The following is a 24,066-nucleotide window of genomic DNA, read 5'->3' as shown; positions in this document are numbered from 1 at the left end:
CTACGAAAATCCCCCCCCCACAGGATTGTGTAATTTCTAATGCATCGCTCGCCGAATAGGGTCGGAAGAGTTAAACATTGCTGAGACTAAAATGCCGGGCCTAATGCAGGTGCGTAGAGAGTACCGCGCCGAGCGGCCATTAAAAGCGCTCGTATTGCTAGATCGCTACACATAATAATCCAGACCGGCGTACTAATCGAGACGCTAAAAGCGCTAGGCGCAGGCGTACGCTGGACCTCGTGCAATATCTTTTCTACACAGGACCACGCTGCGGCAGCGATTCTCCCTTGTACGCTAGCATTGGCGTACAAGGGAGAATCGCTAGATGAATACTGGGAATTTACTTACCGGATCTTTGGTAGCCAGGTAACTTGTGTGCCACTATCATCAGAGATGATAGTGGCACACAAGTTACTAATGATCGGGGCTTAAGCTGGCCAAGATCGCTCTGTGCTTTCTAAGCCGTCGAGTAAAGAAGGGGTTGCATTATGCGGCACGATTATCCGCTATCTTAGATTATATCCGCACTGGTATTCTACACACCTCTCATATACTCGAGGAGTAACCGAAGAAACCATAACTGGTGTACATCGATTGTATGAGATGGAACATCAGTCTCGTCTGCCATTTCCGGTTATAAATATGAATAATTCGGTAACGAAATCTAAGGTTGACAACCGATATGGTTATCGCGAATTATTGGTGGACGTATCCAGCGGGCAACTAACGTCATGATTGCTGGTAAAATCGCCGTAGTGGTTGGCTACGTCGATGTTGGCAATGGCTGTACCAAATCCCCGCTGGGGGGGCATGGTATAGGTAACCGAGATTGATCCAACTGCGCATTACGGGCTGCTATGGAAGATTATCGTGTTGTCACAATAGACAGTGTAGCGGATAAGGCTAACATTTTTGTAACAGCTACTAGTAATTATCATGTAATTAACCATAACCATATGAAAGCGATGCGTCATGATGCAATCGTTTGCAATATTAGTCACTTCGATTTAGAAATTGACGTGGCGTCTACGTGTCAGTACCAATGGGTAAATATTAAGCCATTGGTAGACCACATCACCTTCTCGGAAGGTAAGAGAATAATTTTATTAGCTGAGGACGGCTTGTAAACCTTACTGCGCGACCGGTCATTTATCATTTGTAATGTCCACTTCGTTCACACATCAGATACTCGCGCAGATCGAGTTATTCACTCGCAACGGACAGCATCACAATAAGGTTTACATGCTGCTGAAGCATTTAGTAGATGAGAAAGTCGCTCGTTTCTGTCGCATACTAGAGCCACATTGACCGAGCTAGGCGATGCGCAGGCACGATATATTGGCGTGGACAAGAGGGGTCCCGTTCAAGCTCGATCACTATCGTTATTAACTGTATCCGAGCGTACTGCAGCGAGATTAGCAGCGTGCACCAATGTACGCTGCCCTTATCACAAGGAGTTCTAATGAAAGTATTGTTAACCTGGTTGATCAATTCGCTTGCGCTACTAATTATTAGATATATCGCGCCTTCGATCCAAATTAAGGGCATCGGCACTGCATTAATCGTGACAATCGTGCTCGGGTTAATTAACTCGATTATTCGGCCAGTTCTAATCCTATTCACAATGCCCTTAACTGTGCTTACCCTGGGATTATTTGTTTTAGTGATTAATGCACTCTGCTTTTGGTTATGTGCGATGTTGCTCAGGGGGTTCGAAGTCTCCGGATTTTGGTCGGCATTCTGTGGCTCGATTCTATATAGCACTGTATCGTATCTACTAAGAGTATTAATCCTTGGTCAGCGTTTTGCTATCGACCGCTGGTACTAATAATCAATCGCTAGCGGAATACCTCTCTTTCCCGTAGCTCTATTTTGCTTCTAATCTTTATGTCTTCTCCCCAAATATCGTTCGAGTTTTTTCCGCCGAAGACTGCGGAAGGAACCGAGAAATTACATGTAACGCGCGCGCGATTATCGTTACTTAAGCCAAAATTCATGTCAGTGACATTTGGTGCTAGTGGCTCGACCCAGCAGGGTACATTCGACACCGCGCTTGAAATAGTGAGTGATGGCTTTGATGCTGTGCCACACCTGTCCTGCATTGGTGCGTCTAAACAGAGTTTGCGTGGGATTTTAGCGCAGTACCATGCGCACGGCATTCAACATATTGTTGCGTTGCGAGGCGACTTACCCCCTGGAATGAAGAAGGTTGGCGAGCTGCACTATGCCTGCGAACTAGTTGCGTTCGTGCGAGCGGAGTACGGCAACTGGTTTCATATCGAAGTCGCTGCTTATCCGGAATATCATCCCCAGGCAAAGTCACCGCGCGCAGATTTGGAGAATTTCGTGCGCAAGGTAAAAGCTGGTGCAAATTCAGCTATTACACAGTATTTCTATAACGCAGACGCCTATTTTCGCTTTGTCAACGATGTGCACAAGCTTGGTGTAGACATACCAATTACGCCTGGCGTCATGCCGATTACAAACTATACGCAACTGATGCGGTTTTCTGCAATGTGCGGTGCAGAAGTCCCGAAGTGGATTGCGCGGCGGCTGGAATCCTTTGGTGACGACCGTGATGCTATTCAAGCATTCGGACTCGATGTTGTGACTGCAATGTGTGAGCGGTTAATTATGAACGGTGCGCCAGGATTGCATTTCTATACACTGAATAGTGCCGTAGAGAGCAAAACGATATGCGAGCGACTTAATATCTAATTTTGCAGGAGTACCAAGCATGCGTCAACTCGTTTCATATTCGCCAACTTTGTTGGTCTAGTGGCGTGGCATCTAGTGCTTTCAGGCCTATTACCATATTGCTCACAACAATAATCCATAGCAGGTATGTATATAATCCTAAACCTTAATTATCTAAAACTGAATGCTGTATTCCTCTAAGCTGCATCACACATAAGTTATTATTGTATTCATAACGTCTTACTGATACTAATTTCACTGCCAAATTTTACTGTCTTAATTCACTAAAGAGTTTAGGCGCAGTAGCATGAAATGAAGTGTATGTCGCTGGATAGCCGCTAATACATTACAAAGCGCATACTAAGGCCTACCGTTGAAATGACTACATTATAAGAACTAGGGAGTCATCATAAGCTTTAAACACATAGCCATGCAGACAACAGCTAGCTATTGTAATGGGGTATAGATGTCCCTGTAGTTTTACAAACTTTGGTACCTATCTTCTAGCGAATGATGCGTTGCACTAAATATGCGTTGTTGTACTAAGCTATACCTATATCTATAGCAGCAGTATCCTACGTTCTTTGTTTGTTTCAGCACTGCATCAAACTAATTCGACGTGCGCACTAAAAGAACTACTGCGAGCTGCTATACGACAAACAAGAAAATCAGGCAGCATCTGTTTTATAGCGACTGAGGTTAGTCGGGGGGGTAGCGTAAATATGAAAAGAGATATAAGCGTAGCTTCTACTTGCTGAATTTATTCCTCTATAACACCGCTATAGGCACTGTTGCTATTGATTTGAAAGTTTGCCCCACGAAGATTAATAACAGATTGTATCTGTGACGATGATATCCATGGGTAAGTCGTGCGCCTTATGTGGAAGCGACTTTATCCTCGAACACTCATATGCGATCCCAACTGTGACTGGCGGGCTAGCGTGCTTAGGCCAAGTAGCTAGAGTCCGGTCAAAATAGCCTCCTCCGTAACCAAGTCGGTATCGTGATTTGTCATAGCCAACACATGGCACTAGTAGAAGATCTGGTATGACACCATCTTCATGCCTTGGAACGGGAATTCGATGTCGCCCTTCCTTCATCTGTGAGTTAGGTGTCCATGCATGGTAAACCATTGGCGAGTACGAAGTAACACTCACTGGTAATGCTGCCTGCCGTGTAGAGTCGCCCCTGAGCCAGCGAGTAACTACCGGTCGTACGTCAAACTCTGCAAAAACCGGCCAGAATAGACCAATGCATCGCGGGGAGTACCGTTGCAGTACCGCATCTAGGCGAACCGCTAATTCGATATCGGCTTGGATACGCTGTGGCGTCACAGAGAAGCGCATGCGTTTTATCACTAACCTAGTGCGCAACGCCATCTTCAGAGAATATCGAGTTGTGCTCGGCAGTTTTAACTTATCCATTATGTTTTTAAACATTTTTGTCTTTATTTAGACATATAAAACATCGGCCTGCCCCCGCTTATCTACTAGATATATTATGTAATTAGGAACGCCCTAACACCTAGAATTTTCTGTCTGTGGTATGGCGCTATCGACTATACTTATGGTGATAGCAGGCCGATTCGGACTAGAATGCAGGATAGCGTGCTAAAGCAATGCGCTAGCATTGTCTAATTTTATGGATTCACTTATCACTATTCTACTGAGTTATATCTAGTGTACTTTTAGTAGTACTACGCAATTATAAATACGAGTGACATTATTTATGCTCGATTTATATCGAGCTATTATAGCGGTTGGTTGTAAAGCGGATGCTCTACAATTATTTTTCCGTGTTTAGTACTTGTTGTATTTAAATACATTATGTCTCTCAGACGAATTATGTAATCGATAAACATATACAGCGTAATGCTACTGCTAAATCCTAAGTAGTAGCGGTTCCAGGATGTCTCTAACATGGCGTAATTATTACTGGTAGTGATTGTAAAGAATATAGAGACGACCTAATACCTCTTAAGCACTACATAATTTTATTTCGCACTAATAAATGATAGAGTAAGATTTTTAACACCAAATCCCACAGATAGGATCGCGTCTATACGACGGTGTGCTTTATGACTCTTTAGCTATCACGCTTAACGTCTTTCAAGGAGCAAGGGATTGCAATAATTAATGGTCAGAGCTTTAGCTTCAATAAGGTGAAGTATTAAAAAAATAATATCAATATTTCTTGAGCAACGTATAAAATTCTTACCGCGTGCTGATGTTCTAGCATAGACCAGAATTATGAGTTTTCTATTTATAGATTAAATTAATTTGTACCTTGTTGCAAGATAACGATTTACTGTGCATTGTATTGTGCGGTTACTAAGTTTAGTATAATAAACAGGGTGTTTAACTTTATACTGGATTATTTATACTATCCGTCAGACGGTAAATAGCTATACGCGATATACTCAGCCAACATTAAAGCATATATCACAACATATTCTTCAACTAGCCCGGATGGGGCTAGCTGAAGAATATTCGGGGAGCATATCTTTTCGGGCACGATCTTATAGCTAGAAATTCGGGCTATGTAATCCACTGCACTCAGGAATTACTATAACGCGCCGGTCTATCTGATATAACAAGGGTGCGATAGCGTACGAATCACCTGCCTTATTTATCGTTATATCTTTAATTAAAAGTTTATAGACTCTGCTTGAAGCATGCGGAATGCTCTGCTGCTGTATTGGCCTAGTGCCGCATAACCTCGAAAAGAAAAATGACAATGAAAGTATACGTGGTGGGCGGCGCTATTCGCGATGAATTGCTAGGCAAGCCAGCTAAAGATCGCGATTATGTAGTAGTCGGGGCAACGCCTAAACAAATGATGGCACAAGGTTTTCGCCCCGTCGGAAAAAACTTTCCGGTATTTCTTCATCCTCGCTCGCAAGAGGAATATGCTTTAGCACGCACTGAGCGTAAGATAGCAGCCGGCTATCACGGTTTCCAGTTTTTCTATACGCCGAACGTGACGCTTGAGGAAGATTTGGCTAGGCGCGATCTGACTATTAATGCAATGGCACGGGCAGTATCCCCCGATGGGGGTATGCATGGACCTATAATTGATCCGTTTAACGGCCAGATGGATCTTCAGTCGCGTATTTTTCGACATGTAAGTGATGCCTTCGCTGAAGACCCTGTTCGCATTATACGCGTAGCACGCTTAGCTACAAGATTCACTAATTTCATTGTTGCGCCGCAGACGCTGTTGTTGATGCGACAAATGGTCATAGCAAAAGAAGCCGATACACTAGTGCCTGAACGCATATGGCAGGAGTTTTCTCGCGGCTTAATGGAACAAGAACCATCTCGTATGTTCTATATACTACACCAATGTGGTGCTCTAAGGCGCATACTGCCTGAAGCGTCAAGACTGTTCGATATTCCGGAAAACCATGCCGTCACACATGCGATGATGGTAATCGACTATTCGGCAGCACGGAATTATGCACTTCCAGTGCGCTTTGCTGCACTTGCGCATAATCTGTGCGAGATTAACGCTCCGCCACATGTACTGTCACGCTATATGAGATATAAGGAACGTAGCGTCGAGCATATTCTCCAACTCTGCAAACGTCTTAGGGCTCCTAGCGATTGCCGTGACCTAGCAGTGCTAGTAGCACATGAATATGGTAACATCCATCGCGTGATGGAGATGAGAACTACCACGCTGCTACATATGCTCGAGCGCATCGATGTGTTTCGTAGACCTGCTCGGTTTATGCAAGCTCTACAAGCCTACGAGGCAAATTTTCATGGACGTTTAAGTTTTTCGTTTCATGCTCATCCTCGAGTCGAGCGATTTCTCGTCGCGACGATAGCCGCTCGAGGTGTTGATGCCGGCGCTATTGCCCACCGTACGTTTGGCGGGCCAGCTTGTATTAAGGAGGCCCTACATGCAGCGCGCATACAAGCCATTAAGTGTGCGATACAAGAAAGTATACGGTAGTGGAGTGAGCTAGCCCTATCTCAATCAAAGCACTACGGGCTTGTTATGATACATCCTGGTATGAAATAGAAAGTGTTCATCTCACTGAGATTGTCGTGGGTGCTCCGGATGCGATTAGCTTTGAGCTAATATCCTGCTTACATCCCCATCTAACCATTCTGGTGGGCATCTATTATCTAGCAATACTATATTATATAAAACGGATAATAGGCCAACTAATCGCGGTAGTGTTTGTAGCAGCTACAATATGCGGTAGATATTAATGCGTCTAGCGTAATTAAGCATTTCCAGGAACTGAGAGCGATCTATCTGCTACTACTGAAGTGGTATTGTCACCTCTTATATCTATGTTGAGTGACCTCACTACTTCCGCATGATGCCGGCACATAACAATCAGTGTGGCGGCATCTAGCAATGCGTAGTATCTGCATTCTAGGCGCATGGCCTCCCTGTCAAAAATTTATTTGAGTAATTACCACCCACCTGCCGGTAGCGCGCACAACAATCCTATACCATTACGTCACTCTCCTTTGGTATTTTATGAAGTCCAAGCTATTTTATATTTAGCATCAACATCACATAACTCTTTGCCGCGTACCGAACAATTTATATGCGGATATATTAATGAGTTGAAAATATTTTCAATGACTTACTATATAGTATATATACTAATAAGATATTATTATTAGTATATGACTCTATTAATAATAATATGTATTTCTCAAGCAAGAATAAATATAAATTCAATAAATAATAGAGAATTATTTCAGATAAGTATAAAAATAATGTGGTCAATCAGATAAATATGTATTTCTTTCGTATGCGATGCGCCGAATATTATCACTAACTAGATAAAAATCGCTAACTTAACTAATATATTAAATATTAAAGATAGAAATCCGAGTACTTTAATATTTTACGCTTATTTATATTTAGACAGGCAACATGTATCGATGTACGTGTACTAATGTCGTTCGCAAACCTCTTGCTTATACTTGCATTGACACTGTGTGAGGTAAACTTGCATTATGGATTTTAATAACCAAGAACTAATCGATAATTTAATCGAGATCGCTGCCGTTTAAGTCGCACTACTGATGCAATGGGTAAGAAAAGTATATTGACGAGTATACATTAAGCACTTTTAGCTGGAAATTGAATAGTAAAACCCCTTCCTACTCTTGAAAAGAGTTAGCCTATTTATAGGTTTGTACCGAAAATATAGCAGTATGCGATTTTAGCCTGCTAAGCATTAGTTTTGTATATAGATTAGGCTTACTTGATTATATGTTTTTGTGCTATAAGCGATTCTCAAAGTAATTAAGATATGTTGAGATCGGCTTGTGCTATCGAAAAAATTTTTAATTAGACAGATCTTCTGAGTAGTGACTCTCTTGCCAGACTAAATTATTAGTAAATAAAAAAGTATGCACTCTTCTAGAAAAGTGCGATCTAATCAATATATAAGATCGTATGGTTTATAGAATGTTAACATCGATACTAAAATCCTTAATGATCGATAACTAGTAGTTCTTAACTGCGTTATTTACTGTAATAGATGGTTACTTAAGTATTACATTTTAATGTAACCTAAATTTTATGAAAATATAAATATTTTTTATTTGTATTATTCAAATTCTGTGTTAAATTTAGTAAAATTTCATTTTTATATGATTCTTATTGTATTAATTTAACGCGTACAAAACTGAGTCGTATATACTATATAAGGACCACTATGTCATCGTACAAAGATCTTCTTGCGCAGCGTGAAAAGCTCGAAAAGCAAATTGAGGAAGCAAAAGCTAAGGAGCTTATTAGAATAATAAACGATATTAAACAAAAGATGTCTGATTACGGACTGACCTTAGCTGACCTTGGTTTTGGCCGGAGTAAGATGGCCAAGGCTGTTCGTCCTCGTTCAGGTGTAGCACCAAAGTATCGGGATCCTGTTAGTGGCAGTACGTGGTCTGGTCGCGGCAAACCACCAAAGTGGATTGCTGGAAAGAATCGGGATGAATATTTAATTCAGCAATAAGCCAAGAAAGCATATAAAGCATACGGTAGAAGCATAGAGGAGCTTATAAAGAAAAAGCGGTACTCAACACAAGCCTATTGCTTTGCCTAGAACTAGTGACGCCCTAAAATAGGCTGCGCCTTAAGCTATATCTCAGAGTTATATGCGAGAGCTCTACGAAGTTTAGAGAACGTGAATAAAAATGCATTACGTTTATATGGGGAATTTCATTCTGCATAAAATTGGTTAGAACTAGATTACTTGATATTACAGTTTTCTCTAGTCCGATCTATTGTGATAGAGCTTCTATTTCCCAGGTGCTTAATTTCTGCTCAAAATATGTAGGTATTACACTTCATACGGTGTTAATACTATTACAAATTATTGTCGAAGTGCCTTGTTTATTCTTAAACCATGATTACCTACTAGCATATTTATTTACTAACTTAGTATCTCATTATTATTTGATGATGTATCATAATAGCAGAGATTATCAAAGCACTAATTAGAACTATGGTTCTGGTTCTAACTACTTGAAAGAGTTTCTTCGATTTTTCTACTAGATATCTTGTTTTTATTTATGGAATAGGAATGACATAAGAGTACGCGCCGCATAGTTATCAATAAAAACTTAACCTTATGTATATTTACGCTTGTTTCTAGAGCAAAAGGTGATGCTTAGTGACTAATTCATAGTATTTATTGATCATAGTATGTATTGATCCAGTGTTACATCCACGGTTATAGTTAATATCGCTGGTGAGTACTAGTTAGCTCCTTGCAGGAGCTGCTGTTAACTTTATAATTGTTATAGGAAATTATATTTTAGCTGGAAGTAGTCTGAGATCCATTAGAGTGAGAGCAATGTAGGTAGACGACATACGGATCCCTGGGTGCATGATCGACACTCGGCATGCAAAAGTACGCCAATTAGGAATACCTAAAATAAAATTAGTTAATACATATATCATTGCGGCATCTAAATCAGCTCTTATACGGGACTGTCTTTTGGACATAGCCAATCTGCTATATGTTGAAAGATATACTATGTTTTATTGCATTTAACTGGGTTAATCTGAGAAATTAAAAAAACCACCTAGCAAGAAATACTGTTACAGTGGCATTTTTCATAAAAATCTGAAGCGAGCCTTATTTATTCGCGACGTACATTATGTCGTTTAACATCTATTTAGTATCGACGAGTAGCTCAGTGTATTAGACTTAACCCTAGAAGGGAGTTCGGTAGGGGTAGTATTAAGAGAGATAAAGCAAAAGCTTAAAGAAAATGATTCGCACTAAAGCAGCAATTTACAAAGCAGTAATGTATATGGCATTTAATTTCCAACGCGTAAGATACGATATCGTCAGCAACAATTTAGGGGGGGGTAATTAGCCTTTTCGTCGATTGACGATATATTTATGTAATTTCTCTTTTTAGAGTCGAGCAGTTTAGCGTAGGCTCCGGATAAAATCCAATTGCTTTATTTGCTTTATTTGTCACACGCATAGTGTGATTGATAAACTCGATGGATCTAAAATTTTAGAGTGCTTTTTAGCAGGTTAGGATCAGTTCAACATTTTGAAAAATATATTAATCGCTAAAATGCTTCTTTCATTAAATCTTTACTTCCAAAGTAAGGATATCAAAAGATAAGTGACTTATTCTAAAGACTAGATTCCATCCGGGATGTTATTTACGGTGCTTATACTTATCTACTGCATAAATATAATTAATCGTTGTTTAAGTTAAGATTGCTCTATTAGAAATAGCAGCTTCTAATAAAAATTATCCTATGCATGTCGCTTTAACAATAACTACTTTGTGGTCTTGCTATCTTTTAACTAGGCCACCACATGGGCTTATAGTCATATGCATTAATATTCGTATTATGCTACTCAAGATATCTTAAGCAAGGTATAAACGTGTTGGTAATTTTGAGTGAGTATGCATGCTAGTAACATGCTACTAAGTATTAAAATCAAGTATAATTTTCAAAATAAATATTTATAGTTCGATCAAATCTAAGTTAGCTAGAGTGCTATATATATCCTACATGTTTATAAATGCCACTTTGTCTTATAGGTGACTATAGTACTGCACTGCTTTGCTCTTTGTTTGTGATGTGTGTTCTTATATTAATAACTAGTGGATTTAGCTATAGACAAATAATTAATTCATTGAAAACATAAGTATTGTATGAGCAGAAACTAATTCCACCTATTTCGCACGCTATATAACAAATATGTCTAGCAATAGTATTCGTCTTCTGCTAATTATCCCCGATAAAGTTGATGAATAAGTCGAAATAGCTTGTTTGAAAGTACACCTACAGATGTGATAGCTTGTCCTAACCAACGCCATTCATCTAGGGATGAATGGCGTTGGTTAGATACACTCATGGAGTACAGAAAGTTTGATTAAGTATTTAATATGTCACATACATATAACAGTAGCGTATATTTTAATTTACCTGTATTGCAATCTTATTGTGAGTATTTACCTAGTACCTCTTTGGATGGACGGACAAAGTTAAATAGCTGGTGATGACAAAAGTAATCAGCAAGTATTTAAAATGTAATCAATAGTAAAACTAGATTGCTATATACGTCTATGTCTGGCAGTACTCCGTCAGATTAATTAGGGATTATGACATATCAGCAATATAAACAGCTCGAGTTTAACGGGTTAATATCTACCCATCTGATGGTTCTAGATCTGATGGGTCCAGTTTTGTTTTGGATTCTCTAGAGCTTACTTTCGGAGGAAAAGGTATTTTCTTATCGAATTCTCTATTTGTTATCCCTGCGCACCATTGAGCATGCATTAACTGCCGGACACGTAACTCCGAAAGCATGTTGCAAAACAATGCTCCTTGTTCGATGGCATCATCAAGCGCAATATGCGTGTGCAGATCTGTATCGAACCAGTTTTTTGGCAACCGTGGCTTGATCGATTTCCGATAAGGCAGCCCAGTCATCGCAAATGCCAGCGTTTTTATATCTAGTGCTGACCAGGAGAATGGGCAGCGGCCAACAAAGCGTATCATATACCAGAACATAAACGTAAAGTCGAAGCCTGCTGGATAAGCTACGAAAACAGGCTTTCCAGGTAAAGCCTCAACCCAATCAACATAGGCGGGCAGTGCTTCTTCGGGTGAGCGCGTATTTCTATGGCACGCTGCCCAAGCGTCAGGTTGTGTTTTCCACCACGCGTCTTGAAGTGGGTGTGGGGATGCGCCAGGCAGTGTTTCTAAGTTAGCGGAGAACGTAGCAGTTAGTTGTTTGCCTGCTGTATAAGCCGCGGACGCGAAGCTTAACATCGAATGTGGACCGGGAATTGGGCCATCAGCTTCGATATCAGTGCTGATATAAATTTCATTCATTAAATATTCGATTAACCAGCAATAACGTGGTCTGTCTATCACGCATGGGTTCGTGCGTCGCTCTTCTCTGAAGGTTGACATTGGAGACATGTCCGGGGACGAAGCGCACATCGCCCCCCCCCCAAGAGGCCATAGATTCTTTTAAATCGACGAGATAAGATTTATATGACTGCTATATGAGAAATCTGTTCGCCTAAAATTGACCCCACAAATAGTACGTTTCCAACTAAAGCAAGTCGACCATTTCGACTAAAAAATTACGTGTCTGGGAGTATGTTCCAGGCAGTGAATAACCTCCAGTATTTCATTACCAAACTGCACAGTGTTACCAGCGTAGCCACCGATCTGGAGCGAATTTTGTTTGGGAAGATCTAAAATCGTGTTCTGTTGTGGAAGCAATAATAGCTAGAATTGCTCATCCGGATTCGCCCTCCCCTCGATCGGTGTACTATAATAAATCGCTAATGCATCCGCGCATGCGCAGTGATCAATATGTCTATGCGTCAACAATACTTTTTTACGTTTACGCTATGCTTTTTCACCTGCGCTTGAATTAACTTTAAATTCCCCCCCGGGGGGGTCGATAATATCAGTGTGCATCGTCTGTTCACATACAAAAAGCGAACAGTTTTTCATAAAATTAGCAATGGAGTCAGCATGACTTACATCGAGTTCGGGAGCGTACCAAGTGTTTAATTAGTATAAACAATATTGTAGTCTGTATATTTCAACTGTGCATCTGTATAACTTTCAGTAAAGCACTACAAGAATTGTACGAATTGAGCCTGACGACAGAGTTATTCTGGAGGTTAAGAAGTATTGTTTGGTATTCTCTCTCTATACAAAAAATAAAAAAGTACTATTTAATAGTAACGCTTTATACAAAATGTAGTAATTTCAGACTAAAAGTTCATTCAATACGTTTATCCAGCTGAGCATAAAGCATCTAATTTAGAGCATAGCTTAGTCCCAAGCAAGAGTACTTGCGCTACGAGTTAAGACAAAATCCAGCGGATTATAGTATGTACTATTTTTGTATATTTAGTTCGCAGCCTAGTCTAGTTAGCATGATTTTCAATCATGCTAACTATTGAGAATATTATCTATTGATCAAAGATCATAATAATAATGGTTTAATCATAAAATCCTAATTGACTGGGCGTATGGAGTATTTGTATCACCATTTTCATAGCGTAGATATACGATGGAGCCAATTGTAAAAGCTATTAACAATGAGTTTAGATAATCAGTAGGATTATCTAAACGTGTCTATTAACGCAATCAAACTAAATACCACCTTAACGTAGTTTCCTGCAATTAGGGGGGGGGCACCAAATACACTATTATTTTTTTATGCTCTTACTTATCACACATAAGGACAGTACTAAAATTCCGTAACTACTTTCAGCTGAGAATATTCCTAGGTAGTGGAATTATTAATATCGTCTAGATAACCTAGACAGCGGGTGATTGGAACAATACTCTGTCTCAATCATGTTTTCTTGGGCTCGATTTATCTTTTTTCAATTCTAATGCGCGTGAATAAATCTTACTATGTGATACGCCTGTGAGCGTAACTGCTAATTTTACTGCGGTTCTAAGTGGAACTTCATCTAGGCACGCTATTAGTATGGCATCATGCTGATGAGAAATACGCTGCATGGATGTAGCAGCACCTTCAACTATAAGTATGAACTCCCCTCGAAGTCGATTCGGATCCATGGCTAGCCATTCCTTTCCTTCCGAAAGGATACACTGATGTAGGCTTTCGTGTAGCTTGGTCATTTCTCGACCGATTAATATTCGACGAGATGGGCCAAACGTGTCAGCTAATGCGCTTACGGTCTGAAGCGCGCGGTGCGGTGCCTCACAAAAAACTAGTGCTTCCTCTCGAGACGCTAGTACCTGGAGCTGAGCAGTCCGCTGCTTCGGCTTGGTCGGTAAAAAGCCGGCGAATGTAAACGTACTGGCCCAATTGCCAGTTACACTCAGCGCAGCGGTGATTGCACTGGCGCCAGGTATTGGAATCACTTGTAGTCTTTCACTGCGTACCGCATCAACTAGTCGTGCCCCTGGATCTGAGATACCGGGCGTTCCTGCATCGGACACATATGCTATACGCTCGCCCATATGCAGGAAATCAACGATACGCTGTGCAGCTTTGCATTCGTTATGTTTATGAAGAGCCAGTAATGGACGCGCGATTTTGTAACGTGCAAGCAGTTGTGCTGTGTGTCGCGTATCTTCTGCTGCAATTCGGTCTACTAGCGCCAGCACGTGTAATGCACGAATAGTGATGTCTGAGAAGTTGCCAATCGGTGTTGCTGTCACATAAAGAGCTGATGCCGGATAGTTCTGGTTCTCAGTAAGCATGAAAGAATTAATCAATAAACATCTCAGAAAAAGCGATAAACAACAAATATTTGCTACGACGTAATATGAAGACTGAGCATTTTTTATCAGGCAATACCAGTATCCAATGTGGTAGACTATTGTTCATGCTGTTCGGTGCTAAAGAGCTCGATAGTTATATTTTGAGACTATAGGATTAGTACATTATTTAAGGTACCTCGCATTAATGTTGGTGACACATAATATATGTTAAGCATATAGAGTTACACTTTGTCTAAAGACCCCCGATATGTATCAGGGAAGATTTGTTTGAATAATTCATCAGATACGCGCCGCTCTGTTTATATACTTGTTGATATGACTACTGGCCCTCGTTCCCCTTATTATTGATCTGGGCAATAGTAAATACCTAACTAGTATTGACATCTATATTTATATATTTCGGCAATGTCAAGCTTAAATTCCCGGGTTGAAGGTGCTCACTACCTATCATTATTGGAACTAAAATTAGCATAATCTTTTTTGCAAAAAAGATTAATGAAATAATGGAGAGCCTGTCGATAACAGCTAGACGCGCTTATACAACTCTTATGCAAGCGCGTCTAGCTGTAATCTTTTCTTCGTCGCTTAATAACTTCGGCTGATGATTTCTAGAGGCCGTTGCTGGCGGCATACTAATAGCCGTCGATCTAGAACATTTTTAGCTTAAAAAGAAGACCGAGAGATTCAACTTAAGGTATGAAATCGCATTAAAAATTCATTTCCGGAAACTACCTATGTTAATTAGACAGTCTATAACCGTCGAACTAGTAATGGAGCTCGTGAGTTCATTTTCTTCATGCGCCAGGATATATATTAGTAACAAGATATAAGCTGAGTTGCTCAGAAAAAAATATTTTACAAATTATTATAAATAAACTATAAAGTTCGGTATTGTTTATCAAATAAACTTAGTGACGATTTCCAAGGGTAATAAGGGTTGGGCGCTGTCAGTCGTATAACTGGCATAAGGAGGGTCGTGAAACTTTTTCAGTATGTGAGGTTTGTAGATACGAAGGCGCTGATAGAGTCGCGGGTATCCACTGTACAGTGTAGTTTCCGAACACAAAATTGTGACTAGATAAGATCTAGACGGAGCTCTTCTGAGAGAATCAGACTTATCATCGCTTGATCAAGATCTAGCTACTAAATATTAGCATACCCTCGGTAAAGTAAGATCACCAAGTAAGATCACTAAATAAGTGTTAGTAGGTTAGATTATTGGCATGGATTGCAGAAGTAGCGGGAAACGACTTACTTTCACAAGTCTATGTCTATATTACTGCTATAATTTAATACTTAATTGGGGCGGTAGCTCAGCTGGGAGAGCGTCGCGTTCGCAATGCGAAGGTCGAGAGTTCAATCCTCTTCCGCTCCACCAAAAACTACACAGAAATAAATTATCTTTAATAAATTTTGCACTAAGCCAATTTGTAATTTAGATACCGCGCTGGCTCTAAGGTTCTGTTAATCTCTAGCTAATCAAACTACTGCGCAAAAGGTTCACTGCGATAGTAATAGAAGCTAAGCGATGAGCATGTGATTATCTAATATCATCCATCGTAAATATAGTGCCTAATATTTATTAGCTATATAACTTTTCTGTATTATTAAGCGACTGATAATCTTGCAATGCTTTAGCAAAAGATATATTGCTAATAATTACTTCTACTACTTTATATGGTCCTAATATATGAAAATTATAGGGAGTAATTGCTATCTCTAATCGTTTCCTAGCACATGACTCGTAGATTCTGACGACTGCAATAGATCGCATAAAGTCATGAGTTTAGCTTAAAATATGCATGTATAAGATAAAATGAGTGCACCTCGATTTTTATTTGGAATAGCTACAGCATTTCCTCTGGATAGTAAATCTAGTTAGTGTAATTAGCTCCAGTAATAGCGCTGTGTATTTGAATGCCATTTTGTACTTCTAATAAAATTGCGAAACTAGTAGTTTACTATTATCGGATATGTATTAGTCCGGGGACTTCAATGCAGTGCGGTAATCTACGTGTATACACACTCCACATCCCACACTCCACATCCGGTCGGGTAGTAACCCGAATAGCAGCCTCAGATCACTTATCGTTAATTAGATTTATTGTGGCGTAGATCTAAAGCTAGATTTCTTTAATATCGCAAGTTATCTCCAAGACTTTATCCGGATTTTCATTCAAGTGCATGTCTAACTATGCGCAGCGCACTTAATACTGCCTTATATAACAATATAGGGGTTGCCTCGCTTAGTCACAGAATCTGATCAAATTTACATGTATGAATACCGTGGTTTATTTGCATAAAAACTTACCAACGAGACGAGATTTATCGAAAAGGATTAGACTGATGCGCATGTAAGTATCGGAGACGCTTAAGCAATGTGTCAATATCAAGGTATGATGCCGTTTTATCGGAACGATTTCCATCAAGGCGTGGAATTATACCGAGCAGCGGTGCACTATACTGTCGATCAAAGCGTTGTCGAACTGCCTCAATATTCTCAGCAGAGCATGTCATATATGGGTCAACTACATTAGCAATCCATCCCGCTAATGTGAGGCCACGTGTCGCAATTGCTTCAGCACTAAGCAGTGCATGATTAATACACCCTAATCGCAATCCAACAACCAATAAAATTGGTAATTTAAGCATAATTGCGATGTCAGATGTATCCTTCATCTCATCTATCGGTACACACACACCACCCACGCCTTCAACAATCACTACATCAGCAAGCTGTGCAGCGTCGTGATAACACGATTGAATATAGCTGATATCTATCGGAAGACCTTGATGTGCGGCTCCGATATGTGGCGCTACTGGTTCTCGCAGCAAATAAGGCGTGATTAGATGTGGCTGGAGCGTAACATTAGACTCATCTAGTAAAAGCTCCGTATCTTCGTTTAGCCAAACCCCGTTATGCAGTTTCGCGCCAGCGGCAATCGGCTTGAGAGCTACAACTCGCTGATCCCGTGCGCAAAAGCTGCGCAATAGTGCACATGAGACAAACGTCTTGCCGATTCCAGTATCAGTTCCGGTAACGAATAGCGAAAGCGCTTTCATTGTGGTATCCCCTAAGATCCCGAGTCGCAGCAAGTGTCTAAATTAACCTCGAACCGCACGTTAATATAATATATCCTAACAGAAGTGGACTACCGGTTAAGGCTATGATGCTAGATCCTGACTGTATGTTTACCTAACTCAGCGAGAACTGTCGTTAGTGTTTCATATAAGCGCGTAGTGAGCAGCACTTGTTCATCTTCCTTTAATATATAAGGCGGCATTAGGTAGACGGTAGTACCGATCGGGCGCAGCAGTATCTCGTTCGCGAGTGCGCATTCGAAGAAACGCCGAGAGAAGAGAGGTGCTAGTGCGTTAGGCAACGATACGTCAAATGCGAATATCGTGCCACACCGTCGTAGGTGTTGTACGAATGGATGATTGCGTAGCGGTTCAAGCAACATGCTTAGTGTGTTTGACGTGATGCGGTTCTGTGCCAATACATCATATGCATCAAATAACTCGAGCGTGGCTAGACCCGCACGGCAGGCGAGCGGATTTCCGGTATATGAGTGCGAGTGTAGGAAGCTATGCGTTATTTCGTCGCTGTAGAACGCGGTGTATATTACATCGCGCGTAAGCACGATAGACAGTGGCAAGTAGCCCCCACTAATACCCTTAGAGAGACATAGAAAATCAGGCCATACGCGTGCTTGCTCGCAGGCAAAAAACGTTCCAGTGCGACCACAACCAACCGCAATCTCATCGGCAATCCAATGTACGTCATATTCATTGCATAATATGCGTAATCCCGTTAGATATGAGGGATCATGCATCGCGAAACCAGTGGAGCACTGCACTAGCGGCTCAACGATCAACGCAGAAATTTTTTCGGCGCGCTCAATAAATAGCCGCCTGACGTCATCCAATGCTCGAGTCACTACATCCGCCGCCTGTTCGCCAGTACGCACTTGACGCATGTCTGGTGAGGAAACCACGTGTGCGGCACGGATTATTGGATGGTACGCATCCCTGAATAACGCAATGTCAGTAACACCTAATGCACCAATTGTTTCGCCATGATAGCCGTTAGCAACACAGACAAACTCGCGTTTCTGATTGAGGTGGCTGTTGCGCCAGAAGTGAAAGCTCATTTTCAGTGCAATTTCCACTGCTGATGCTCCATCGGACGCAAAAAATGCATGGCCAAGAACCCGATCAGTCAACGTCGATAAACGTTCGGCTAACTCAACCGCTGGCTCATGCGTGCAGCCGGCAAGCATCGCATGTTCAAGTGTGTCCAGTTGGACTTTTAATGCATCGTTGATATAAGTATTAGCGTGTCCAAAAAGGTTAACCCACCACGAACTAATTGCGTCTAGGTAGCGTTTTCCATCTCGATCGTAAAGCCATGCTCCAGCGCCCCGTGCAATGGCGATTAATGGTAATTTCTCGTGGCTTTTCATTTGCGTGCAAGGATGCCACACTGCGCGTAAGCTGCGCGCAATCAGTTCAGATGAATTATTTTTTAAAGAATACATTTATATATATTCTCAAACTTTAGTTAACAGCTAAAAGAGGAATCAGCACTATCTATTGAGTGCATCTAGTATAGATCGTGATTATGTTTATAAAACTTGTTAAATCGACAGATATTTATAGGCTCCTTAACTAATCACCACACATTACTCGACTATAAACATGAGGCTTGGTATGGTTTATATGAATATGCATGTATTTACATACAAATCTACCTTTTAAGTAGAGGCTGCGGCAGTCGTACTTCTATATGTCTATATGTATTACTGATCACTGAAAATTAGTCCAAGCTCCAGCATAATCTCGCATGCCAGTGATAATAATGATTAGCCTAATATTAGGCTAATCCACAAATTTTATATATGCCATATCAGCTACGTAAACGCCGTATATCTTCGCCGTAAATTGTAGTGGTGCAAGAAAAGCTATTTTAGTTAGGAAACTATGATAAAAGTAGACACACAGTACTGCTATATATAGAAAGCTTGTATTCAAGCAGCCAGTTTCTAGATAATTTACGGCGAATCTAAAATAGCGTATCGCGGATGCTCGAGCGAGTTATCGATTATAGTATCCTCGAGTTACTCTAAGTAATTTACCAGTAAATTACTTAGAGTAACTTAATTAATCATGTTAATAGCTCTGGCACTTTATATAAACACTTTTCTAGGAGATTTTCCAATAAGTTTGGGGCATGTAGGATTGAAATTTATCCATCTTAATGTTTGAGTCCAGGTATTTTGCTTGACCAGTCTACTAAGAAATATACCCGAGGTCCCGCGGAGCTCGACATCTTTTTAAAGTTTCACAAGCTGTTGGTATGGGCGGGCTTAGTCTATACTGTCGCCCCCAGTTGTTGGTTACGCTTCGCTAATGCTAATCTTATGTTATAATTTCAGAAACAGATCAACTAATAGATAGTAATCATTTGACAACTGCTATATCGTTTGGGTAATTACGTAAGTAATTATAAATTTATCGCAAGTGAGTCTCCGAAAAGATAGTTAATATAATATATATACACTTCATTCAAAGTGCGAATGTTTATACGTGCCCTTAAACATACCTTAATCAGCATTCCCACTAACTTTAATAGCAACTACAACTTTTGAACAATTGATTGCCTGTACACTACATCTTTTTTTCGACTACTTTTCTCACTAAATATTCAAGAACTTGAATAGTGTCTTCTAAACTGTTAGTCATCGCTGGGCTGATTTGGTATGTTCCTTGAACGACTATCGTTGGTACGCTATCAATTTTATAGTTCTGTACCATCTGAGATGTGCGTTTTATTTCGATTTCGACAAGAAATGAATGATATGCATCAAGATATTTTCTCTTATCTACGCCCTTCTTAACTAAGAAATTTACCTGCTCATTTAAGTTCAGCAGTCGGTTTCTACCGAGGCGAATTTCCTCAAAAATCTCCGGTGTGAGTCTATCACACAAACCAAGGATATTAAGCGCAAGCAACATCTTTGAATGTGGAATAAACTGATTACTCAACGTAATTGGTACGCGTCTAAACGCAATGTTTTCGCTTTTTTTAGCTTTCCACTTTTCAAGATATGACTCTAACTCTCCACAATACGGGCAGCTATACCACATAAATTCTATTACTTCCACCTTGCCATCTTGGGCCTTTACTAGCTGAGATTTCGGAAGTATCGTATAGTCCCTCCCAGCGACTGGCGACAGAATTGATGCTTGGACAAATAAGGTTGAATAGGTGGCAGAGGCGACTATGAGCAAAACAATACCGAAAATTTTTTTCATAGATAGCGGGAGTAGCCTAGCAAGAAAAACAGGCGTGAAATGTTAAGAGAGTCCGACGTACTCATATAATTCCGGATATAAGTCTATTGTTTCGCAACGCGGATTACGATGGTATCGATACCCGCGACGGATAGACGGTGATGCAAGTTGTTCATATCTTCATCCTCAAAACTTGAGAATGGACCAATTCGAACGCGGTAGTATACGACTTCTCCAACGTTGCGCTGAGTAATCTTAGACTCGAATCGTTGTAGCTCTAGCTCTGCACGCTTTTGCTCTGCATCCTGTTTCGTTTGGTACGCGCCGACTTGTAGAAAATAGGCAGTGTTGACATTACTCGAGCTGTCTAGATTTTGTGGGACAGCAGAGGGTTTAGCTAACGCAATAAAAGTCGGCTTATTGCCGATGCAACTAGACGAAACAAGATCAGATGCCTGTGTCTCATCTCGTTTCAAAGATTTCTCTGGTTTAGGCTGTTCTGTGACTGTGGTAACGCTAGTCGTGGACGGAATTTCGATAATCTGTGGTTCTTCCGGAAGCACGCTTGTCAAAGGAGATGATGTCTCTATCTCACTTGGCACTATATTTGGTATAGGAAAAGCGGTGGAAGAAGTTTTTTCTTGGCTGAATAGATTATTATCTAATAATCTATTCAGATTAAACGATCCACTATTATTTACTGTACTGAACGTTGATTCGGGTATATTACCCTTAGATAAGAACGGCGTCGGCGCCTCTCTGAGGTATAGTGCTATTACAATCGCGATTGCCAGTCCAATGATTAATCCAAACACGATTCCGAAAAATATACCGCTACACCCCCTTTGATCTTGCAAGGAGGATTGTCGTGACTTTTCCATTGTATTGATTAACCATATTGTATCAAACCGCACCCGTTATGCTACCATCGCGGCTACCTTCCCCTAACTATGTGGAGTTCATTATATAATCTCCACGTCATATGCTATTTCCTACATCTTTTCTGGTGCTGATACTCCGATTATCGATAGCCCGTTAGCTAACACCTGTCGTGTTGCAGACAACAGTGCAGCCCTGGCTAAGCGTTCGCGCATATCATCTACGAGCACCCGCTCACTCCGATCGTTGTAAAACGAATGAAATTCTCCTGCCAGATCACGCAGATAAAACGCGACCATATGAGGAGCGAGTTCGTTTGTTGCATCTTCTAATATCTGCGGATATTCAGAGAGTTTCTGCAGTAGCGATTTAGATCGCTTACTATTTAGCGGTGTTAAAGTAATCTGCGACCAGTCTTTGGGATCATCCACATAGCGTGTACGTAACTCTGCTAAAATCGAGCAGATTCGAGCATGGGCATACTGTATATAATACACTGGATTTTCTTCGTTCTGTTTCAGCGCAAGGTTAATATCGAATGTAAATTCGGTATCAGCCTTGCGCGAAATCAGGAAGAATCGTACCGCATCTCGACCCCTACGAAGTAAGGGGCTATCCAACTGCTTTGTACTCGGCGTAGAGGTAAACTGGGCAGGATGGTTTCCATTGGACCATACGATTAGGTCTCTGACAGTTACGTAGCTGCCTGCTCGCTTAGATATCTTAATCTCCTTGCCAGCACGCATGACAGTGACCATTTTATGTAGCACATATTCTGGATATCCACTAGGAATTCCGATATCTAGCGCTTGCAGGCCAGCACGCACACGAGAGATTGTCCCATGATGATCCGAACCCTGTATGTTGATTACTTTCGTAAAACCACGCTCCCACTTTGTGACGTGATAGACGATGTCAGGTACGAAATAAGTATAAGTACCATCCTTCTTGCGCATTACTCGGTTTTTATCATCACCATAGTCCGTAGTGCGTAGCCATAGCGCGCCATCATCTTCATAGGTTTTACCGGAATCGATTAGTGCTTGAACCGCTCGCTCGACTCGACCTTCTTTATATAAAGACGACTCAAGATAGTATTGGTCAAACTTAACGCCGAATGCCTTTAAATCTATGTCTTGCTCATGCCGCAGGTAAGTTACAGAAAATCGCCGAATCTCATCAAGATCGTCGATATCTCCAGCACCTGTTACAGGTGATCCGTCGCTTGCTAACACCGTTTTTCCGGTAATGTAGTCGAGGGCGATGTCAGCGATGTAGTCGCCATTGTAGGCTGTTTCTGGCCACTGTGTATCGCCTGGCTTCAATCCGCGCCCGCGTGCTTGTACCGAGAGTGTAAGCGTGTTGATCTGAGTACCAGAGTCATTATAGTAGAACTCGCGATGCACGGTCCAGCCCTGTGTTTGCATCAGTCTGCTTAGTACGTCGCCAAGCACTGCCTGGCGGCCGTGGCCTACGTGCAACGGCCCAGTTGGATTAGCCGACACAAATTCAATGAGTACCTGTTTGCCATGCCCATGCCTGCCTGGCGGAGCAAATCCAAAGAGCTCGCGTTTTGCTAGTACCGCATGCACAGTCTGCTGTTTTGCGGCGTCAGTTAGTCGAAAATTTAGAAAACCTAAGCCGGCAACTTCTGCACTGGAAATTAGCCCCGGAGCAAGTGAGTGCGCAAGAGCAGCTTCAGCTAGTTGTTGCGCCAGCACGCGCGGACTCTCACCTAGAGATTTAGCTAGCTGCATGGCTAAGTTTGACGCGATATCACCATGTGCACTAATCCTGGGTCGATGCAACGTAATGATCTGTGGCATAAATGCCGCAGCGCTGGCTACTGACAACGTCTTGGCAACTTCAGCAATAGCATCTTCCAGGATTAATGTAATGATGTGTTTCTGTGCGGGTAGCATGGAATAAAATATCGTCAGTTATCAAAACGGGCGGCCTGGTTAAATGGTATCCGACTATTTCTAGAACACGCCTAAAGCAAGATTAATACATTTAAGCGGGTATTAAAATTCTAAATAGGGTGCCTTTCTAGTTAGTGTATTAAACATGCGATGTTGCATTCTTTTGCTTTCGATAAAGCGAATAAAAAGCTATGATCTCAATCACCCTTAGTTCAGTGTGATTAAATATATAATAGCTGCGCTAGTTCTACTTGTAACTTACCCTCATAACTACGCGCGCGTTGCGCAAAGATATCAAGAATCAGGCTGGTACGATCAACGACACGTCGCTCTAGCGCGTATTCTAGATTGCGCTGCTGTGCGGGCGATAGTGTATGGTTAAAGATAACAATCTTTATATTATGATCTTGAATACCGCATTGAAGTTCTTTAAGTTTTCCACTGCCTATAAAATATGCAGATATCTTAAATTATCTGCATCAAATATAACAAGTTGCGGTTAGTAGTGTGATGCGTTGTG

General features: G+C 41.1%; 13 protein-coding genes, 1 tRNA gene and 3 pseudogenes. 8 read left to right on the top strand and 9 right to left on the bottom strand.

Annotation, left to right across the window (positions count from 1 at the left end):
- Positions 1-91 precede the first annotated feature (91 nt).
- From GKR41_RS04115 to metF, 5 genes and pseudogenes are all read left to right on the top strand, one after another.
- Positions 92-735, top strand: a pseudogene (locus GKR41_RS04115) (adenosylhomocysteinase).
- Positions 732-1,127, top strand: a pseudogene (locus GKR41_RS04110) (hypothetical protein). Before GKR41_RS04115 ends, GKR41_RS04110 begins: the two co-directional pseudogenes overlap by 4 nt.
- Before the next feature lie 34 nt (positions 1,128-1,161).
- Entirely contained in the window at positions 1,162-1,308 is a 147-nt protein-coding gene (locus tag GKR41_RS04105) for an adenosylhomocysteinase (RefSeq protein WP_420885655.1), read from the top strand.
- Between the two features lie 154 nt (positions 1,309-1,462).
- The gene (locus GKR41_RS03815; RefSeq protein WP_226809825.1) at positions 1,463-1,828 is read left to right on the top strand and encodes a phage holin family protein; all 366 of its coding nucleotides are present in this window, start codon (positions 1,463-1,465) and stop codon (positions 1,826-1,828) included.
- Between the two features lie 59 nt (positions 1,829-1,887).
- Positions 1,888-2,718, top strand: coding sequence for a methylenetetrahydrofolate reductase [NAD(P)H] (gene metF, locus GKR41_RS03810; RefSeq protein WP_226809824.1), 831 nt, complete (start codon positions 1,888-1,890; stop codon positions 2,716-2,718).
- Positions 2,719-3,521: 803 nt separating this feature from the next.
- Here metF and GKR41_RS03805 read toward each other — a convergent pair.
- Complete coding sequence (locus GKR41_RS03805; protein WP_226809823.1) at positions 3,522-4,121, bottom strand: 5-formyltetrahydrofolate cyclo-ligase; 600 nt, start codon at positions 4,119-4,121, stop codon at positions 3,522-3,524.
- 1,312 nt (positions 4,122-5,433) lie between these two features.
- Here GKR41_RS03805 and GKR41_RS03800 point away from each other — a divergent pair.
- Positions 5,434-6,657, top strand: coding sequence for a multifunctional CCA addition/repair protein (locus GKR41_RS03800; protein ID WP_226809822.1), 1,224 nt, complete (start codon positions 5,434-5,436; stop codon positions 6,655-6,657).
- A 1,735-nt stretch (positions 6,658-8,392) separates the two neighbouring features.
- Positions 8,393-8,692, top strand: coding sequence for an H-NS histone family protein (locus GKR41_RS03795; protein WP_226809821.1), 300 nt, complete (start codon positions 8,393-8,395; stop codon positions 8,690-8,692).
- 2,672 nt (positions 8,693-11,364) lie between these two features.
- Here the strand turns inward: GKR41_RS03795 and GKR41_RS03790 are convergent.
- Positions 11,365-12,054, bottom strand: coding sequence for a 3'-5' exonuclease family protein (locus GKR41_RS03790; RefSeq protein ID WP_226810262.1), 690 nt, complete (start codon positions 12,052-12,054; stop codon positions 11,365-11,367).
- 1,488 nt (positions 12,055-13,542) lie between these two features.
- Positions 13,543-14,427 carry a 16S rRNA (cytidine(1402)-2'-O)-methyltransferase gene (gene rsmI / locus GKR41_RS03785; protein WP_226810261.1) on the bottom strand — a complete coding sequence of 295 codons (885 nt, stop codon included), beginning with the start codon at positions 14,425-14,427 and terminating at the stop codon, positions 13,543-13,545.
- Positions 14,428-15,750: 1,323 nt separating this feature from the next.
- On the opposite strand from rsmI, the gene GKR41_RS03780 reads away from it, so the two are divergent.
- A tRNA-Ala gene (locus tag GKR41_RS03780) sits at positions 15,751-15,826 on the top strand.
- Positions 15,827-16,773: 947 nt separating this feature from the next.
- Here GKR41_RS03780 and bioD read toward each other — a convergent pair.
- The 6 genes and pseudogenes from bioD to GKR41_RS03750 form a co-directional block, all read right to left on the bottom strand.
- A complete protein-coding gene (gene bioD / locus GKR41_RS03775) occupies positions 16,774-17,511 on the bottom strand; it encodes a dethiobiotin synthase (protein WP_226809820.1) in 738 nt (245 codons plus the stop codon).
- A 110-nt stretch (positions 17,512-17,621) separates the two neighbouring features.
- The gene (gene bioA, locus GKR41_RS03770; RefSeq protein WP_226809819.1) at positions 17,622-18,989 is read right to left on the bottom strand and encodes an adenosylmethionine--8-amino-7-oxononanoate transaminase; all 1,368 of its coding nucleotides are present in this window, start codon (positions 18,987-18,989) and stop codon (positions 17,622-17,624) included.
- A gap of 1,129 nt (positions 18,990-20,118) precedes the next feature.
- A complete protein-coding gene (locus GKR41_RS03765; protein WP_226809818.1) occupies positions 20,119-20,742 on the bottom strand; it encodes a thiol:disulfide interchange protein DsbA/DsbL in 624 nt (207 codons plus the stop codon).
- A gap of 107 nt (positions 20,743-20,849) precedes the next feature.
- On the bottom strand, positions 20,850-21,626 hold the full coding sequence (locus GKR41_RS03760) for an SPOR domain-containing protein (protein WP_226809817.1): 777 nt from the start codon (positions 21,624-21,626) through the stop codon (positions 20,850-20,852).
- 111 nt (positions 21,627-21,737) lie between these two features.
- A complete protein-coding gene (argS, locus tag GKR41_RS03755; protein ID WP_226809816.1) occupies positions 21,738-23,546 on the bottom strand; it encodes an arginine--tRNA ligase in 1,809 nt (602 codons plus the stop codon).
- A 224-nt stretch (positions 23,547-23,770) separates the two neighbouring features.
- Positions 23,771-23,998: pseudogene (locus tag GKR41_RS03750) on the bottom strand (HflX-like GTP-binding protein); the annotation flags it as partial.
- Positions 23,999-24,066 lie beyond the last annotated feature (68 nt).

Source organism: Candidatus Vallotia laricis (genome assembly GCF_020541325.1).
In the GTDB taxonomy this organism is placed as follows: domain Bacteria; phylum Pseudomonadota; class Gammaproteobacteria; order Burkholderiales; family Burkholderiaceae; genus Mycetohabitans; species Mycetohabitans laricis.
Note: the sequence above shows the minus strand (reverse complement) of the source record. Positions and strands in the feature narration are given on the sequence as shown.

Excerpts from the sequence above, each read along its gene's own strand:
- GKR41_RS03805 (WP_226809823.1), bottom strand. The coding sequence starts at position 4,121 with ATGGATAAGTTAAAACTGCCGAGCACAACTCGATATTCTCTGAAGATG.
- GKR41_RS03815 (WP_226809825.1), top strand. The coding sequence starts at position 1,463 with ATGAAAGTATTGTTAACCTGGTTGATCAATTCGCTTGCGCTACTAATT.
- GKR41_RS03795 (WP_226809821.1), top strand. The coding sequence starts at position 8,393 with ATGTCATCGTACAAAGATCTTCTTGCGCAGCGTGAAAAGCTCGAAAAG.
- GKR41_RS03800 (WP_226809822.1), top strand. The coding sequence starts at position 5,434 with ATGAAAGTATACGTGGTGGGCGGCGCTATTCGCGATGAATTGCTAGGC.
- bioA (WP_226809819.1), bottom strand. The coding sequence starts at position 18,989 with ATGTATTCTTTAAAAAATAATTCATCTGAACTGATTGCGCGCAGCTTA.
- GKR41_RS03790 (WP_226810262.1), bottom strand. The coding sequence starts at position 12,054 with ATGAATGAAATTTATATCAGCACTGATATCGAAGCTGATGGCCCAATT.
- GKR41_RS04105 (WP_420885655.1), top strand. The coding sequence starts at position 1,162 with ATGTCCACTTCGTTCACACATCAGATACTCGCGCAGATCGAGTTATTC.
- metF (WP_226809824.1), top strand. The coding sequence starts at position 1,888 with ATGTCTTCTCCCCAAATATCGTTCGAGTTTTTTCCGCCGAAGACTGCG.
- GKR41_RS03760 (WP_226809817.1), bottom strand. The coding sequence starts at position 21,626 with ATGGAAAAGTCACGACAATCCTCCTTGCAAGATCAAAGGGGGTGTAGC.
- bioD (WP_226809820.1), bottom strand. The coding sequence starts at position 17,511 with ATGAAAGCGCTTTCGCTATTCGTTACCGGAACTGATACTGGAATCGGC.
- argS (WP_226809816.1), bottom strand. The coding sequence starts at position 23,546 with ATGCTACCCGCACAGAAACACATCATTACATTAATCCTGGAAGATGCT.
- rsmI (WP_226810261.1), bottom strand. The coding sequence starts at position 14,427 with ATGCTTACTGAGAACCAGAACTATCCGGCATCAGCTCTTTATGTGACA.